Raw genomic sequence first — 15783 nt, forward strand, 5'->3', positions numbered from 1 at the left:
GTTAGTTAGATTTTAAATAGGAAAAATTTCAACAAAAACTATGATCATGTTCAAATAGAATCAAATGTTATCTTTTATATAAAAGATATTTGCTTAATTGTACTATGCAAGAACTACATAAAAAATTATTGTCTATGCGGGCTACCCAGTTCCACGATATTACGGCCTTCAAAGATCTTTTTGTAGAACTTACAGTCAGAAAGGGAATGTCACTGGACAACAGTGGATATTCATATCCTACTTTATACTATGTAGAAGAGGGACTGGTGATGGGTAGCTGCATCATCAACGAACTAACCTATCCTTCCTGGATAATCGACAACGGATTTATATCGCCTGCCGGGGTCTTTTCCAATCAGTTACCATTCGAAGAAAATATACAGGCAATTGAAGAATCACGGGTGTATGCACTAGAGATGAATACAGCGGAATTGATACTTCGGGACAGTCCATATTTATGTAAGCTGTTTTTAGAAATACAGGAAGAAAGCCTTCATTTAGCCAAAGAAAGAGAGATACTGCTCAGAATGACAAATGCTAAAGAAAGATTTAACGCCTTTGCTAAAAACCAGAGATCAGTTCTGTTCAGGGTTAATGCAGCGATATTAGCTAAGTTGCTTAATATGAGCAAAAACCACTTGTTTAAGATCAAGAAATCATACTTGCTGAGAAAATAAATTAAAACAGAACCCAGGATATAAGTTTACATTTAGCTATACAACTAAATGTAAACTTGAGTATACTCAACATACAAGTGATGAAATCTCCCCCGCTGTCACGATGAAATTTCTCGATATAGAAGGAACATTGCACTAAAATTTCCTCAATTGTCGTCAACGGTTAGGTCAACTCTCCCGTATAGCAAATGCGCTCCAAGAGCCAGAAACGTAAAAAATAAACCAACCATAACGACCCCATCCCATTGGTAATATCCCCAGGCTAAAGATGCCAGATAAGTACCTATCGAACCACCTATAAAGTAACTAAACATATAAACTGTATTCAGGCGATTGGTCGCTCCCAGATTTAAGGCAAAAAAACCAGCCTGATTCATAATATGCATGGATTGTAAACCCAGATCAATAAGTATTATGCCGCAAATTAGCCCGATATATGTATACCCGGCAAAATAGAAAACTACCCAACTCAAAATAAGCATCATAATTGCTGCCAGAACAATAGTGAAAGGTTTTACGCTTTTACTAATTCTACCGACTAGTGCTGCTGCCAGCGCACCGGCGGCACCAATTATTCCAAATGATCCGGCAACTGCAGCGCCCGCATAAAATGGCGGACCCTTCAAATGAAACACCAATATCGTCCAGAATGCACTGAATGCAGCGAAACCCACCGCTCCGCGGAATGCTGCAAGGCGAAGTACGGGCTGAGTTCTGGTCAAATGAATAAGGGATTTCATCAAAGCAGTATAACTGCCTTTAAATGACGGCGGAACTTCAGGTAATTTTACAGCGACCATTCCAGCCAGGATTACCATCAGTGCTGCAGCAATATAGTACATCGCTTTCCAACCCCATAAATCCCCGACAAAGCCACTGACCACTCGAGACAAGAGAATACCAATTAACAACCCGCTCATAACCATCCCGATTGCAGAGCTCTGCTTTTCTCTTTTGGCTAGTTCTGCAGCCATCGGAACAAACATCTGTGGGATTACCGAGGTAAAACCAACTGTAAAACTTGCAAGTAACAGCCAACCGAGGTTTGGAGCTAAGGTCATTCCGAGCAAGGAAAGGATGATAAAACAAAAATCAATCAGAATAAGCCGTTTTCTAAGAAACATATCACCCAGAGGGACAATGAAGAGTAATCCAAATGCGTAACCTACTTGTGTAAGCATTGCAATATTGCTCACCTGACTTTCAGTCACAGACAGATCTCTGGCGATCAAACCCAATAAAGGCTGGTTATAATAGTTATTTCCAACCACCAGCCCGCTGGCAATAGTCATTAGCCATAATGTAGTCTTAGTGAGTTCTGGTTTATTCTGTTTCATTATTTAGTATACAATATTTCCACGATGGACTAACGATTTCACGGGTGATATTCTGGAAACCGCTTCTGCTGAACAACTAGCATCTATAAGCACGAAATCTGCTGTATCACCAGCCTTCGGCCAAACCTGATTTCCTTTGTCGTCTAATGGCAGAACATGATGAGTAGCCAATCTCAGACTTCTGGAAAGGTCGAACTCATTACGATACCCGTATAACTGTGCAGAAAGATTCGTTTTCTGCAATATACTACCACTTCCAAATGTACTCCACCAGTCAATAATACAATCGTTCCCTGCCATGACGTCTACTCCATATTTATAAAGCGTAGGGATTGGCATCACATTGCGTGTGAATGGTATAGTTGAAGTAATTCCAACTTTCGCGTTACCCAGTTTTTCCGCTATCTCTTCTGTTTTAGCGTCATCAAGATTCGCCAGCGCAAAGCTATGACTTATAAATGTTTTACCTTTTAACTTTGGGTTCTCCACTACTTTATCTATCAGATAATTTATGGTTTTCATCCCTGACTCTCCCGCTTCATGCAGGTGTATGTCGATACCTTTATTATTATCCAGCGCAAGCTGAACAACCAGATCCATATGTTTTTCTATGGCACCGTCTATGGTATAAGGATCCAGTCCACCTATAAAATCTACATCCATTTTTGCAGCTTCCTTCATGAGCTGTTCCGACTTTGTGTAATAAATACCGTGTTGCGGGAAAGCCACTATTTCTGCATGAAAAGAGTCTTTTTTATTCTCTAGGGCTTTCTCCAGATGCCTTAAAGAGTCAAGCCCAGACGTGGGATCAATATTTACATGTGTCCTGGCGTAGTTTGTGCCGTAACTTTGCATCAGTTCTATCAACTTCTCTGTCCTTGGAATTGACGTTTTAAGCAATTCAGGGATAATTTGCTGTTCATATGCGATCATATCTTTCACAGTCTTGCGTTTACTCGGATTGGCCTTCCAGGGTAAACCATAGCCCGTCTTGTCCAAATGAATATGCATATCCCGAAATGCCGGAAGCATCAATAGTCCCTTTGCATCGATTGCATCTGAATTGGGCTGGTTAGGCAAAATCGACTTAATCTTACCATCACTGACTTGCACAGTAAAAAGGTCGGTTTTGGTATGGCTGACTTCATCATCTTCGTAATCAAAACCGGTTTCCAGTCTGACGTTTTTTAAAATAAAGCCTTTATCTGCGGCGGATTTAGCTTTTAATAAATCGTTAGGAGATCTGTCCCCGGCAGATGCGGAGGAAGGCCCCAATATACCGGTACCGGCTGCTATCAGAATTGATGAATTTTTTATAAAATCTTTGCGTGAAATTGATTGTACAGACATAATATTCTTTTTTATACAAAGTTATAACCGCACCGTAGTTACAGATGGTCTAATTCATCCCATTACTTGTAAAATTTATAATTATAATGGTAACCTGAATTCTCTCGGGCTGGTGCCGGTCTGCATTTTAAAAAATTTAGAGAAGTAAGCCAGATCATAAAACCCCAATTCATAAGCTATCTCTTTTACCGAATTTTTAGAGGTGAGTAATAGTCTTTTAGACTCCAGAATTAATCTATTATGTATGAATGATGTTGCAGAACTATGAAAGTGTTTTTTACAGAGTATATTAAGATAGTTTGGTGTTATATTTAATTTTTCAGCGTAAAATGCCACCGACCTTTGCTGTTTAAAGTTCAGCTCTATTAAGGAAAGATAGTCGGCTAATATCGGTTTAGTTTGATAAGCCGTCAGCCCGGCGAATCTTTCTTCAGCTTCACGGCTAGCCAGTTGCGCAATAATCCTGCATCTGGAGCTGATAATGTCCCACAGCCTGGTTTCCAGGCTTAGTTCTGCCTGAATTTCTTTAAATTCGTATAAAAGCTGCTGAAAGGCTGTCGCGCTAAGTGCCAGTACAGGATTTTCCTGATAGCGTATCAGATCATAACGCAATGAAGTAGCGAAGATCTCAAAGATCCGTTTGCTAATCATTATCTGAAAAGCACGTGTGTTTTCGGATAAGCTCCAGGTATGTACCTGACCCGGGAATAACAGGTGTAGCTGGTGTGAGGAAACGTCGTGTTGTATAAAATCAATAGTATGGGTGCCCCCACCGTTTTCAAATAGCAGAAAAAGGAAGAAGTCGTGCTGATGAGCTTTATCAATCAACCTGGAACCAAAAATTTCATGATACTGAATACTGCCGTCTGACTGCAGATCAATTTGAAAATCGTTGATTCGAAGTACCGGGATGTTGGATTTTGCTTTCACCAGGGGAAATTACAAAATCATTCGATTATAATATAAACTTGTAATTGGCCGGTTATCTTTTTCGACATATGTGTTCATAAGCGGGCTTCATAGCGAATTTTGGGCCGTCGAGCTCAATGTTTTTCACCTTGCCCCTTTTTTAGTTCATAAACGAATAACCTAAACCTATTCGATTTGGTTTTGTTGTCTCATTCTCCTCTACAAAAGCATAAAATTGGAACATATGAACGAAACTACACTAAATCTGTCGGCTGTATATTCTCAACGGTTGGCAGCTCTGATGGACAGGGAAAAGAAATATCTGAAATGTTTCCGTGACATGTCAGCAGCAGCCTTTACCGACGAGTTAAAAACGGCTCTCTCTCCGTCATCTACGGAAATGGATCAGCATATTGAAAGGCTCAAACAATGTATGACACGTCAAAAAATTAAGGGCGCAAACACAAACGACATCCTGACTGACACACTACTAAAGCTGTGTGCTGATTTAATAAAACCCAAAAAAAAATCATCACGTGCAAGAGATATTGACATTTTGGAGTATGGTCAGCTCATCTTTCAGCTGAAAGTTTCTGCTTATCAATCCTTACATCTTATGGCCCTGACTTTACAGCAAGATGAGGATGCTATCTTATTAGAACAGTGCTCAAAAGATAATCAAAACAGCAATAGTTATCTATTGCAAATCTCTGGAAATATTATCTATCCAGAGTCTATGTAGATTATTTTTGAAAAAATCCAAAAACAAAATGCGTTGAAAGCGGTTGTAGATTCGAATCCTAATTAAAACTCAAACCTATGGGAAATTTACTTTATACTATCGCAGTCATACTGGTCATCATTTGGGCCATTAGTTTCTTAGGCGGATATTACACCGGCGGAATTATTCACGTCCTTATTGTAATCGCTATCATTGCAATCATTTTAGGGGTAATCAGACGAGCCGCCTAAATAAGAAAAGGCCCGTTTTAACACCGATCCTAAAGATAAGACACTATCTATGGGTAGAGTAAAACGGGCCTTTTTACTTTTACGAATAAGCCTCAATGTATATTTTGCATTGATTCTACTCAGTGACTGTTGTGTAATCACAAGATAGGGTCATTATTCCTATATCTTTTTGTATTTAATGTCAAAGTTGCCTTCGGCATGTTTGGCCCGGAAAATGAATTTGTACTGTTCTCCCTTTAGGTTCAGCACCTTTAACTCACCTGAATCTGTCCCTGTAATGTTCTTTGTGAATACCGTTCCGCCTGGAGATTTAACTTCCAGATGAAGTTCGCCCTTTTTCACATTAGCTGTGTAATTAAAAACGAAACTTTCATTTTTATCGAGCTTAACTTTAAAGTCCTGCTTTCCGTTGAAATCTTCGAACTTAGCAAAGCTATGGCCGGGCAGATCACTACCCTCCCAGTTCTTGGTATAATTTTGTGCGTTCAAAAGCAAAACTCCGCATAGGATAGAAATCTTAAGGATTATCATATTTATATATATTAGATAAAGTATCGGCCGCCCTGATTATATTTCTGATAATAATCAGGTACACCAATATTTTATAAGACGCACAGAAGGGTCAAAAGGTTACATTTCAATCGGTTTTTCTTTGCAAAAACCGTATCTTTAATGCTCTCGAATCACCAGTTCCAATCCCTATAAATCTAGATTCCTACTATTTCTATGGAGCTTACTTACCTCTTTATATTAATTATTTCCTTCGTCGCCACTTTAGTCAGATCAACGTTTGGATTTGGCGAATCCTTAATTGCCGTTCCCTTGTTCATTCTGTTTATGCCTTTGGATGTCGCGGTACCGCTATCTGTTTTAATGTCAGTTTTGGTTGGGCTTGTTGTAGTAATTCAGGACCATAGCCAGATTCATATTGACAGCGCGAAATGGTTAATTATTTTTGCAATTTTAGGGATACCAGTCGGGCTGCTAATCTTGATTTACGGCAATGAATTTTGGGTTAAAATTGGACTTGGGATATTAATTATCGCTTATTCAGCTTATGCATTATATGGTAAAAAAAGTATCAAACTCCCAAATGATAATAAATGGTGGTTATTCATCTGTGGATTTCTATCAGGTATTTTGGGAGGTGCTTACGGAGTGAATGGCCCACCTCTTGTTGTCTATGGTAATATGAGAAACTGGAGTGCAAAACACTTCCGCGCCACCCTTCAGGCTTATTTTCTGCCAGCCAGTTTCATCGGGATATTGGGATATATGTTCAAAGGACTGCTAACTTATGAAGTATTCAAATATTTTCTAATCTCATTACCTGCAATTATACCTGCAATTTTTCTAGGAAGGTATCTAAACCAGAAACTTAAAAATGATTCCTTTTTCAAATATGTTTATTATGGTTTAATATTAATAGGCGGGTTTTTAGTAATTAATTCACTGATGAATACTAAAGGATAAGCCGGTTAATAATCTAAATGGTATGGGCATCTATTTGGTTAAAGTGTATTCCGTCTCAGTTTGTACAGGTGCATCTGCAGGATAACTTATATATTGAATTTTTAACACCGCCCCTTCAATCTTATAGGTGCCTTTCTCAAACAGTTCGTAATCTATTTTCGTCCTGACGACATTTGAAGTACCTAGTTTCGAAAGAGACTCGGTTAAATTCACTTTCAGTGAATTACCATTGACAATATATTTTCCGTTCACTACTGAATTTTCATCACCACCGGCAAACTCCATCGAGAACTTACCATCTGAACTGAAAATTAGTGTTCTTGTAAATCCTCCGGATAATTTTTCCTGCCATCGATTAACCAATTCATGGTTTGGTTCCCCGTCTTTGTTTTTCTTACACGCAATAAATAAAACCGTCATACAGAGGGTAATGCTGAGGAGAGAAAGCGCTCTTTTCATAATTTAAATAAGGTTTATAATGGTTAATACTGGTATAACGTAAACCATTCGAAAAACGCTACACATAATTCCAAACAAAAACAGGCAGATCATTTCAAAATGATCTGCCTGTTTTTGTTAAACCCTGTTAGCCGATAAATTAATTTGCAATGGTAATCACTGCACGACTTAGGCGAGGATCATCATAAAACATATTATCTACCCCACCTTCATAAGAAACATCGATCAGTGATGATGGTACATCGAACTCTTTTACTAAAATATTGTAGACTGCCTGAGCGCGCTCTTTACTTAGTCGCTCATTAGTCTTTTTAGACCCTGTGCCCTTGTCTGCGTAACCAGTGACACGATATTTAACCTTTGCACCACCGTCTTTAATCACTTTCGCGAGGAATCCGAGGTTTACACGCATTTCATTACTAATGACGCTTTTATTAATTGGAAACGTCAACAGTACAGGTGCAACTATAATATTTTTCTCGACAACTACATCTGTAACAGATTTATTTCCAGCCTGAGCTAATTGTTTACGTAAAATTTCATTATCATTTGCTAAAGTATTTACTTGATCACGCAGTGCATTCAATTCTTTATCACTTTGACGGATAACGGTTGTAGAACTTCTATCCCAATTGCGCTTTTTAAATGTATATTTCAAACCCAGAGCTGCAGTAGCAAGACCATCCTGTTTTCTGTTTCCAGTCTCGCCATCAAACCGGTCATCAACCATACTTCCACGCAGATCTATTGTGATATCAAGGCCGTCACTCACACGGAAGGCATTTAAAATACCAACGTTAGCGCTCACACCGCTTTCCACTGGCCTATCCCATGTGTGCATCCATCCTAAACCCGCATATGGACTTAAAGTATAAACGCGATCTTCTTTGTAACCACTTAAAAGGTTGTTTAAATTGAATAGTACATCACCATGCACGTTGTAATAATTGAATTCTTGTTTTGACAATCGTTTCCCAGCGTCGAACACTTCGCCGGTAGAATGGGCACCATTCTGGGTGAGACCCTTAATTTTGAAACCGTTCACTGCTAAACGTACCGCAACCCCAGGCGAGAACGATTTACCAAGATAAAGTTCAAATCCCGGAGTCAAACGATCTCCAAACTTCATTTGTTTGTCGTGATCACCGAAGAAAATTTGTGCACCGGCACCAGCACCGATAAACCAGTTGTCAAAAAACCTGTTTGTTTCAACCTTATATTTATCGGTACTTTGCTGAACTACAGTATCTTTTACCGACTCTACAGATTGGCTCCATGCTTCACCACCGCAAAACAAACAGAGCAAAATCATTAATTCTTTTTTCATAATCATAATTGTTTTTGTTTAAAATATTATTGTAAAATCTGGAGGCATTATGGAGCGAATACCACAAATGCACACTTACTAGCGTTTTCCAAATAATTTATCCCAGATAGTCTTTTTGGTTTCGTTCCCATAACCGTAACCATACCCATAACCGTATCCATAGCCGTATCCGTACCCCCCTTTATTCAGACGCACACCATTCAGCAGCACTGCCATATGGGAAATTTTTCGTTGATCATATAAGGATTGAATTTCAGGCAGTTGCCTGCGGTCCATCTTTCCTGAGCGGACCACAAAAATTGTTAATTCAGATATACGGTCTACAATTGAAGCATCAGCAACCAAATTGACAGGCACATTGTCTACAATGATATAGTCGTACCTTTTTTTCAATTCAATGATCAATTCATCTAGCCTTGTGCTCAATAAAAGTTCTACAGGATTTGGTGCAATTACACCGATAGGAATAACATCTATTATACCGCCTACAAGACCTTGATAAATAATGTCATCAACAGTTACTTTTGGATTTGCTAAAAAGTTTGTCACACCCAACCCTTTTTCTTTTTGGGCATTTACCCTATTGCTTAGGGTCCCTTTTCGCAGATCTAAATCCAATAACAAGACTTTCTTATTCAAATACCTAAAACTTGCGGCAAGATTAATCGCTGTAAATGTCTTTCCGGCTCCAATATTAAAAGATGTAAAGGTGATTACACGCTGCTCTTTTCCCGCAGCCATAAAACCAATATTTGTCCTGAGAATACGGAATGCTTCAGATGTATAATCCCGTCCTTTTTCCTCAACAACAGCTTCACCTCCTTTATCTTTAAGGGTGAAGGGAATCTCACCCAGAAAGGGCACAGACAATACTTCTTCGATGTCTTTACGGCTGCGTACTCCCGTATCCAACATAAGCATTAATAAAAACACTATAGCTGGCAATGCGATACCGATTCCTACACCTAGTGCTAATTTCTTAATACGGCTAGGATAAATAGGTGCATCCGAACCTGAAGCCGGGTCAATAATCCGGACATTATCTTCTGTCATTGCCTGGTTAATCGCATTTTCTTCGCGTTTATTAAGCAGTAACAGATATAGTTCTTCTTTCACCTTTTGCTGACGCTCTACTGAAAGCATCATCCGCTGTTTCGCTGGAACAGCCATTGCCTTATTTCTTGCTTGTGTTTGTTCTTTTTTTAGATTATTAATCTTTATTTGTAAACCACTAACTGCATTTTCCATCGCCCGGTAGATGTTCTTACGCATGGCTGCGAGGGTTATATTCAGATCTTGAACAATAGGATTTTCAGAACTGCTCCCTTCCAGCAGCCGGTTTCTTCTAAGTGAGGCTGTGTTATATTCATTAATCCGGTTTTCAATATTGACATCTACCAATCCTGTATTATTAGGAATCAAGTCATCCTTTTTATCTGCATCACGCATATAGTTCTGCATCATCTCTACCAGCTTCAGCTGCGTCTGAACATCGTTACCAGCAGATTCATGCATCATTCCTTCGCTCACATACATCTGACTGGCCGCGTTCACATCAATTCCCTGATTTGATACTTTTAAGTTTTCTAAATTAGACTCTACAGACCCCAGCTCACTTTGTATGATCTGAATCCGATCCATTATAAATTGAGCTGTATTAATTGCAACCTTATTTTTATCTTCGACTGCATCTTCATTATATACTGTAATCAAAGTAGTGATCAGATCATCTGCACGCTGCAGCGAGCTATCTTCTACAAAAACCTGTAATAAAGATGCATCTTCCTCCATTTGCTGAATTTTCAAATTGGCCATATAATAGCCAACCATTGCTTCACGCGGATACTTCCGGACAATTACAGGCTTATCAAAATCCGAAACTTTATATCCAGGTGATCTCGTGACTTTAAGCAGACCTATAGGTGTACGAACGGTTTGGTTCAGCTTAATCTTAAGAACTTGAGACGTATTTCCTTTTGAAAATGAAGAAAGTGCTACGTGATCCTGATCTACAGCCTCTATTTGCAAGGAAAAACCAACTTCAGGTTTAGCATCTATAAACTGAACTTTAACGGGCGCGTCTTTATATAGTTCATATTCCCGCAATCCTTTTTTTACAGTATAACTTATATCACCTTCAATCCGATCAATAGTTTTACGCATTAGCTCCTTAGACCGAAGCTGCAGAATCTCACTGGCAACATTTACAGTGTTGTAATAATTAGCCCTTGTGATACGGGTACCCGGCATCGTATTCAGCGGAGTCTTGATCATAATGGTCTCGGAACGGCTATAGATAAATGGTGTCTTACTATACTGATATAGATAATATCCGCCGAATATGAATATTGACAATAAAAACCACTTCCACTGAAAGAGCAGGTACTTCAGAATATCCAGCAAGTTGATGGATTTTTCTTCCTTTGCCTTTGGCATAAGGTTAATGTTATTAAGATTATCCATACAGCTTATTTAAAAACATTGATGATAGTAAATACAGTTGCCACTAAGCCAAGACCTGTTGTGATATATCGCCAATTGGTCTGGACCTTAGGTGTTGGCTGTGCATCCAGGGGTTCGATATATACGATATCATTTTGCTGCAGATAATAGGTGGGTGAATTAAAAATATCCCTTGACCGGATGTCATTGATCACCATTTTACGTACACCATTTTCCTCACGGATTACAGTTATTTTACCCGGAGAGGCATTTACAGTCAAGCCGCCTGCCCACGATATCGCTTCAAGAAGCGTAATTCTGGCATCAGGTACAGTTAGCACACCTATCTTGTTAATTTCCCCCATCATGTTGATTTTAAGATTTAACAATTCGACCTTGATGACTGGGTTATTAATCAATTTCTCCTTAACCAACTGGCTTTTAATCAAATTTTTAATTTCCTCCAGTGTCATTCCTTCCACTTTAAATGCACCGAGTATGGGGAATTCAATTTCACCACTATCGTCCACCAGATAACCTTGAATTTCTGTTGCTGCAGATGATCCCGCAGATATATCACCTTGATCATTAACCTGATAAGCACCAACGCCCTGATTAAAAGGAATAGCCAGTTCGGGGGTTTTAGCGCTAACAACAATACTCAGGCGGTCACTCTTTTGAATACGTAACGGAGGAGCGGACATGGCGCGATAAGTGGTATCCGGCTCCATATCGCGGACGTATACCACTTTTTTACTCACAACACAAGAGTTTAAAAGTAGTACGAAGCCGACAAAGGGAATAAGTAGACATTTTTTCATATAGGTGTAATTAATTTTTAGTTCCCGTAACCTCCTGGTAGCCGGAATTTTGTAAACTTTGTTTATCAATTTTTAAAATTTCGCGGTAGCAAAGCAGGGCTGCCTCCCGGTCGGGAAGGCACTCCAGTTCAGCAATCATAACTCTCTGTAAAACGTGTTCCACAGTGTTACTCATTGCGGTAAAAAGCCGGTTGTTCCAACGGATTGCTGTGCAACTTGGCAGAACACAAACAAAAGCTGCCATTCCTTTTTTCTGTGTCAGCCGATTATAAAGTGACTGCTTAAGCCGTACAAATGCTTGTAAACGAACTTTGATATTTTTGTAGCAGCTAGTCTTGCCGCTCCATGGGGTACCGTAGATATAGACATGGCCATCATTTTCAAGCCGGACTGCCGGGTTGTCGTCGTTAAGTAACTGTGTCCCCTGAATATTTTCCAGCCATAGTCTGCTGTGCGTGCTTTTTCCTGTTCCGCTCTTACCTAAAAAAGCATATCCTTCTCCACTTTTAGAAATGGCAGAGGCATGTATTAGAATAGTATTATATAATAAGCATGCCTGCCCGAAAGCAACCATAACCAACCAGCTTAGTGCGTTATTTATAGCCTCTTTTCTATTTACCAGATATATGACGGAATGACTAAAGTCTTTACTACTTTTCATTTTCCAGAAACCATCGTCAAATTCACTCCAGATGGTTGTGGTGTAGCAATACTCGCTTTCATAAAAACGGAAATTATCACCCCACACCACAGACAGATCACTTAGGAGCTTTCCATCCTCATTTTGCACTGATACGTCTTGAAAAGTTAATTCAATGGAGCATATACATTTTTCGTTTATACCATGCTCTTCTAAAAAAGGTTCAAAAGAAGGCAATATTTCTGCGCGTTTAAGCATCGCCGGAAAAACGAGTTCCAGATAAAGCCCGGCTACTTGATAAGTCGCTTTCTGTGGCATTACATCTTGTTGAATATGATTTACCATTTTCCCGCTAATCAATTAATGTATATGGTTTGGCTACAGTTTTCGGCCAGATTAAAATCATGCGTAACGAATATGCAGAGCTTATCTTCACCGGCTTTTATCAATCTTCCGGTTAAATTGCCTGCTGTTTCTTTATCTAATGCCGATGTAATCTCATCAAAGAGCCAGATATCACAATCGCGCATCATCGCTCTTGCAATAGCAATACGTTGAGCCTGTCCTTCCGATAGTCCATGTCCTGACTCTCCCACTACCGTATCTATACCATTCGGTAAATGATACACGAATTCTGAGCATGAAAGCCATAAAGCATACTTTAACTTTTCTTCGTCTGCCTGAGGGTTCGCGATTAATAAATTTTCCCGAATAGAGCCGCTAAACAATGTATTTCCCTGAGGGACGTAGGCAAAGTTCACACGATGGCCGGCTGTCAAAACGTATTTCTGACGATAGTCTGCTAACCATATCCAGCCATTCTCTGGCTGCAGTAATGCCAGTAGTAAACGCATTAAAGTGGTTTTACCTTTTCCACTCGAACCAATAATTGCCGCTGGTTCGCCAATCTTTACTTTTATAGTCAACCCATCAATAACCTTTTCATCTTCATATTTGAAAGTCAGGTTATCAATATAAAGCGTACGAAGTCCACGTATTTTTTGAGGGGCTACAAATGGTTCTCTTTCTCCTGACATTAGCTCCATTATTCTTTCCAGGGAAGTTCTGAATCTGATAAAAAGCGAGAAAAAGCCACTAAGCGTCAAAATTGGTGTCTGAATTCTTCCTACTAATTGTAGAAATGCCGTCATGGTCCCGAATGAGATCTCTCCGGCACGCAGGCGATAAACACCCCAGATAAATGTCAGCAAGTATCCAATATTGATTGTAAATTTCATGGCCAATTGGGTAAAGCTGGCGAAATTCAACTGTTCTGATTTCAGCTTGTAAATCAAATCCTGGCTATTCTCCTGTTTCTCTCTCCTGCCGGATAGTAGATCCATTGCGCGAATTACCATCCGGAACCTTAAATTTTCCTGTAAAATTCTCCAGAAATCGCTTTCTTTCTGTTTAACATCCCTGCTTAGGCGCCGCATTCTCCTGAAGTATACCTTTGAAAATAAAAAGAGAGGTGTAATGGCCAGAATCATGAAAGCGAGCATGGGATCCATACTCCAGAGAAAGGCAAAAGACGCAAGCAATCTGATCAATGTCAGCAGAAATGAAATACCTGAATACGCCACCATACTAACCACTTCATTGCAATCTGAATGAATACGTGACTGTATATCGCCCGAGTGCCAGTCTTTTACAACTTTCCATAAAGACATCATCTGAACTTCAATCATTTGTTGCTGCAAACGCAGGCCCATCTTCAAAGTGGTACGCTCACTCAACCAACCTGAAAAACCACGGATAACTAAAGCGAACAACAAGCTGGTTGCTACGAGTATCAGCACCATTTTCATATCGGAAGCATTTGTCTGCATTGCGATATCGACAGCTCTTTTAGACCAGAGTACAAATAGCAGGGAAAGTGCTATTGCTGCGAGCTCAAGCAAAAAATAAATGAGTAATGCTGATCTATGTCCTTTCGTTATAGACCACACCCAATTAATTTGATGTAGAGCTGTGCTATTCATTGGTTATTTTACTGCTAATTTTGAGTAAAATTGCACCAGTGGAAAGCTAACTGCTTCCATTGGTGCAAACTTAAAGTATCTTCTCATATTCGACCATAGCCGGCGGGTCACATGGCTTCTCACTAAACCAGCATTTTCAGTTTGTCCTTCAAACCGGGGATGAAAAAAGCCGAAGTTCCCCGACATGAGAATTTCATCCATCATCCAATCTGCATCGCTCGCATCGGGAAGTTCAAAAGGTAAAGACGCCGATGGTAATCCCATAAACTTGACCAAAACGGTATGTAACAGATGTATCCATTTTAGAATTCCCAATGTTTGATAAATCTGCTTAAGCTCCTGCCCATCTAACTTCATTTGATAAGTATGATATACTCTCGCTGAATCGCATAACTGCCTCAATCCAACTCCAAACGATAACAGATGCTTCAGAATATGAACATTTACTTGTAAAACCATAAGTATAGGTGCCGGCAAAAGTAAAGTGTGTCCCTGAAACTCACTTTTCAGTCTTTCGTTATAAAACTGTTTCTGCAAACGATCCAGATAAGTGAAGCAGAAAGGATTATGAATATCAAACATTCGTGTATGATGTTCCGTGAGAATTCCGCGCCATACGTATTCAGTGCTGAATCCAGCTGTACCGGAGCTCTTAATTCCCCGCTGTTTAAGTATTCTATTTGCTTTCTGGTATTGATTTTTCTGTTCAAAATACCAATCTATGTCTCCACAAACTCGATGTTCTGGAACAGCATAACAAGCGGCAACACCCTGCCCCTTAAGTAATACTGGATATAAACCCTGGCCATTAAAAAAGTTCAGCTCTTCTTCTATACAGACATTCATCTGCATATTACGCCGCTCAATCTGATCAATCTTTACAGCCCATTTCAACATCAGCTCACGCGGAGGCAACATATCGAAAGGTAACCGCTGAACACCGTCAAATACAATACCTTCTATAGTATGTTGCCTGGCAAAATTATATAGCTGAACCCATTGCTCACCGGATAAAGGAAATGATATAATATTCTCATTCTCACCCCAAAGTCCTGATCGCAATAGCGATAGTAATGCCCTGTGAATTTTGTTATCCGGCATTAGCTAATTTGTCCAGCAATCCATTCTTTTCTAAAACCTCAACTAACTTGCGAATATCCTCTTCGGCCTGATTATATGGCAAATCGTGGCGTTCCACCAACAAATCCACCATAGTGCTACTGGTGAACTCACGTCCTGCCAATTTCTCCCATAACCAAGCTGCAGAATCATTCAGCGTAAAAACCTTCGACATATCTACCATATCTTGCCCAGGGTCGACAATAATATGATCATCTCCTATATGCCTCAACACCAAATCTTCTCTTATTTTCATAAAGCCGTTAATTACAACA

At 39.5% G+C, this 15783-nt stretch carries 16 protein-coding genes; 4 read left to right on the top strand and 12 right to left on the bottom strand.

From position 1 onward, the window contains the following. The first annotated feature begins 104 nt into the window (after positions 1-104). On the top strand, positions 105-677 hold the full coding sequence (locus tag BM192_RS02345) for a hypothetical protein (RefSeq protein WP_037444742.1): 573 nt from the start codon (positions 105-107) through the stop codon (positions 675-677). Positions 678-823: 146 nt separating this feature from the next. Here BM192_RS02345 and BM192_RS02350 read toward each other — a convergent pair whose 3' ends face one another. The 3 genes from BM192_RS02350 to BM192_RS02360 all read right to left on the bottom strand — a co-directional run bounded on the left by BM192_RS02350 (position 824) and on the right by BM192_RS02360 (position 4294). Next, positions 824-2014: an MFS transporter gene (locus BM192_RS02350; protein WP_037444743.1), complete on the bottom strand. Its 1191-nt coding sequence runs from the start codon at positions 2012-2014 to the stop codon at positions 824-826. Positions 2015-2017: 3 nt separating this feature from the next. After that, on the bottom strand, positions 2018-3364 hold the full coding sequence (locus BM192_RS02355) for an amidohydrolase (RefSeq protein WP_037444744.1): 1347 nt from the start codon (positions 3362-3364) through the stop codon (positions 2018-2020). Between the two features lie 81 nt (positions 3365-3445). Then, positions 3446-4294 (bottom strand): helix-turn-helix domain-containing protein, encoded by an 849-nt coding sequence (locus BM192_RS02360; protein WP_037444746.1) that lies wholly within the window; start codon positions 4292-4294, stop codon positions 3446-3448. A gap of 223 nt (positions 4295-4517) precedes the next feature. Between BM192_RS02360 and BM192_RS02365 the strand changes: the two genes are divergently transcribed. After that, complete coding sequence (locus BM192_RS02365; RefSeq protein WP_074586308.1) at positions 4518-5015, top strand: DUF892 family protein; 498 nt, start codon at positions 4518-4520, stop codon at positions 5013-5015. 77 nt (positions 5016-5092) lie between these two features. Then, on the top strand, positions 5093-5245 hold the full coding sequence (locus BM192_RS20700) for a lmo0937 family membrane protein (RefSeq protein ID WP_139218388.1): 153 nt from the start codon (positions 5093-5095) through the stop codon (positions 5243-5245). Between the two features lie 159 nt (positions 5246-5404). On the opposite strand, the gene BM192_RS02370 is transcribed toward BM192_RS20700, so the two are convergent. Then, positions 5405-5776 carry a hypothetical protein gene (locus BM192_RS02370; protein ID WP_037444753.1) on the bottom strand — a complete coding sequence of 124 codons (372 nt, stop codon included), beginning with the start codon at positions 5774-5776 and terminating at the stop codon, positions 5405-5407. A 195-nt stretch (positions 5777-5971) separates the two neighbouring features. Between BM192_RS02370 and BM192_RS02375 the strand changes: the two genes are divergently transcribed. Further along, positions 5972-6718, top strand: a complete 747-nt coding sequence (locus tag BM192_RS02375) for a sulfite exporter TauE/SafE family protein (RefSeq protein ID WP_037444755.1) — start codon at positions 5972-5974, stop codon at positions 6716-6718. A gap of 30 nt (positions 6719-6748) precedes the next feature. Here BM192_RS02375 and BM192_RS02380 read toward each other — a convergent pair whose 3' ends face one another. The 8 genes from BM192_RS02380 to BM192_RS02415 all read right to left on the bottom strand — a co-directional run bounded on the left by BM192_RS02380 (position 6749) and on the right by BM192_RS02415 (position 15764). Continuing rightward, a complete protein-coding gene (locus tag BM192_RS02380) occupies positions 6749-7177 on the bottom strand; it encodes a hypothetical protein (RefSeq protein WP_037444757.1) in 429 nt (142 codons plus the stop codon). 139 nt (positions 7178-7316) lie between these two features. Beyond that, positions 7317-8504 carry an OmpA family protein gene (locus tag BM192_RS02385; RefSeq protein ID WP_234797498.1) on the bottom strand — a complete coding sequence of 396 codons (1188 nt, stop codon included), beginning with the start codon at positions 8502-8504 and terminating at the stop codon, positions 7317-7319. Between the two features lie 78 nt (positions 8505-8582). Continuing rightward, on the bottom strand, positions 8583-10967 hold the full coding sequence (locus BM192_RS02390) for a GumC family protein (protein WP_037444762.1): 2385 nt from the start codon (positions 10965-10967) through the stop codon (positions 8583-8585). A 5-nt stretch (positions 10968-10972) separates the two neighbouring features. Then, a complete protein-coding gene (locus tag BM192_RS02395; RefSeq protein WP_201771432.1) occupies positions 10973-11767 on the bottom strand; it encodes a polysaccharide biosynthesis/export family protein in 795 nt (264 codons plus the stop codon). A 10-nt stretch (positions 11768-11777) separates the two neighbouring features. Next, positions 11778-12752, bottom strand: coding sequence for a phosphoenolpyruvate carboxykinase (ATP) (locus tag BM192_RS02400; RefSeq protein ID WP_051760287.1), 975 nt, complete (start codon positions 12750-12752; stop codon positions 11778-11780). Positions 12753-12763: 11 nt separating this feature from the next. Continuing rightward, on the bottom strand, positions 12764-14389 hold the full coding sequence (locus BM192_RS02405; protein ID WP_037444765.1) for an ABC transporter ATP-binding protein: 1626 nt from the start codon (positions 14387-14389) through the stop codon (positions 12764-12766). Between the two features lie 3 nt (positions 14390-14392). Then, the gene (locus BM192_RS02410; protein WP_037444767.1) at positions 14393-15490 is read right to left on the bottom strand and encodes a nucleotidyltransferase domain-containing protein; all 1098 of its coding nucleotides are present in this window, start codon (positions 15488-15490) and stop codon (positions 14393-14395) included. Further along, a complete protein-coding gene (locus BM192_RS02415; RefSeq protein WP_037444768.1) occupies positions 15480-15764 on the bottom strand; it encodes a PqqD family protein in 285 nt (94 codons plus the stop codon). The genes BM192_RS02410 and BM192_RS02415 overlap by 11 nt, the downstream gene beginning before the upstream one ends. Positions 15765-15783: the final 19 nt, after the last annotated feature.

The sequence above is a fragment of the Pedobacter antarcticus genome (assembly GCF_900112985.1).
GTDB lineage: Bacteria > Bacteroidota > Bacteroidia > Sphingobacteriales > Sphingobacteriaceae > Pedobacter > Pedobacter antarcticus.

Bases quoted from the DNA above. Each gene is read 5' to 3' on its own strand.
- BM192_RS02345 (WP_037444742.1), top strand. From the start codon at position 105: ATGCAAGAACTACATAAAAAATTATTGTCTATGCGGGCTACCCAGTTC.
- BM192_RS02350 (WP_037444743.1), bottom strand. From the start codon at position 2,014: ATGAAACAGAATAAACCAGAACTCACTAAGACTACATTATGGCTAATG.
- BM192_RS02355 (WP_037444744.1), bottom strand. From the start codon at position 3,364: ATGTCTGTACAATCAATTTCACGCAAAGATTTTATAAAAAATTCATCA.
- BM192_RS02365 (WP_074586308.1), top strand. From the start codon at position 4,518: ATGAACGAAACTACACTAAATCTGTCGGCTGTATATTCTCAACGGTTG.
- BM192_RS20700 (WP_139218388.1), top strand. From the start codon at position 5,093: ATGGGAAATTTACTTTATACTATCGCAGTCATACTGGTCATCATTTGG.
- BM192_RS02370 (WP_037444753.1), bottom strand. From the start codon at position 5,776: ATGATAATCCTTAAGATTTCTATCCTATGCGGAGTTTTGCTTTTGAAC.
- BM192_RS02375 (WP_037444755.1), top strand. From the start codon at position 5,972: ATGGAGCTTACTTACCTCTTTATATTAATTATTTCCTTCGTCGCCACT.
- BM192_RS02380 (WP_037444757.1), bottom strand. From the start codon at position 7,177: ATGAAAAGAGCGCTTTCTCTCCTCAGCATTACCCTCTGTATGACGGTT.
- BM192_RS02385 (WP_234797498.1), bottom strand. From the start codon at position 8,504: ATGAAAAAAGAATTAATGATTTTGCTCTGTTTGTTTTGCGGTGGTGAA.
- BM192_RS02390 (WP_037444762.1), bottom strand. From the start codon at position 10,967: ATGGATAATCTTAATAACATTAACCTTATGCCAAAGGCAAAGGAAGAA.
- BM192_RS02395 (WP_201771432.1), bottom strand. From the start codon at position 11,767: ATGAAAAAATGTCTACTTATTCCCTTTGTCGGCTTCGTACTACTTTTA.
- BM192_RS02400 (WP_051760287.1), bottom strand. From the start codon at position 12,752: ATGGTAAATCATATTCAACAAGATGTAATGCCACAGAAAGCGACTTAT.
- BM192_RS02405 (WP_037444765.1), bottom strand. From the start codon at position 14,389: ATGAATAGCACAGCTCTACATCAAATTAATTGGGTGTGGTCTATAACG.
- BM192_RS02410 (WP_037444767.1), bottom strand. From the start codon at position 15,490: ATGCCGGATAACAAAATTCACAGGGCATTACTATCGCTATTGCGATCA.
- BM192_RS02415 (WP_037444768.1), bottom strand. From the start codon at position 15,764: ATGAAAATAAGAGAAGATTTGGTGTTGAGGCATATAGGAGATGATCAT.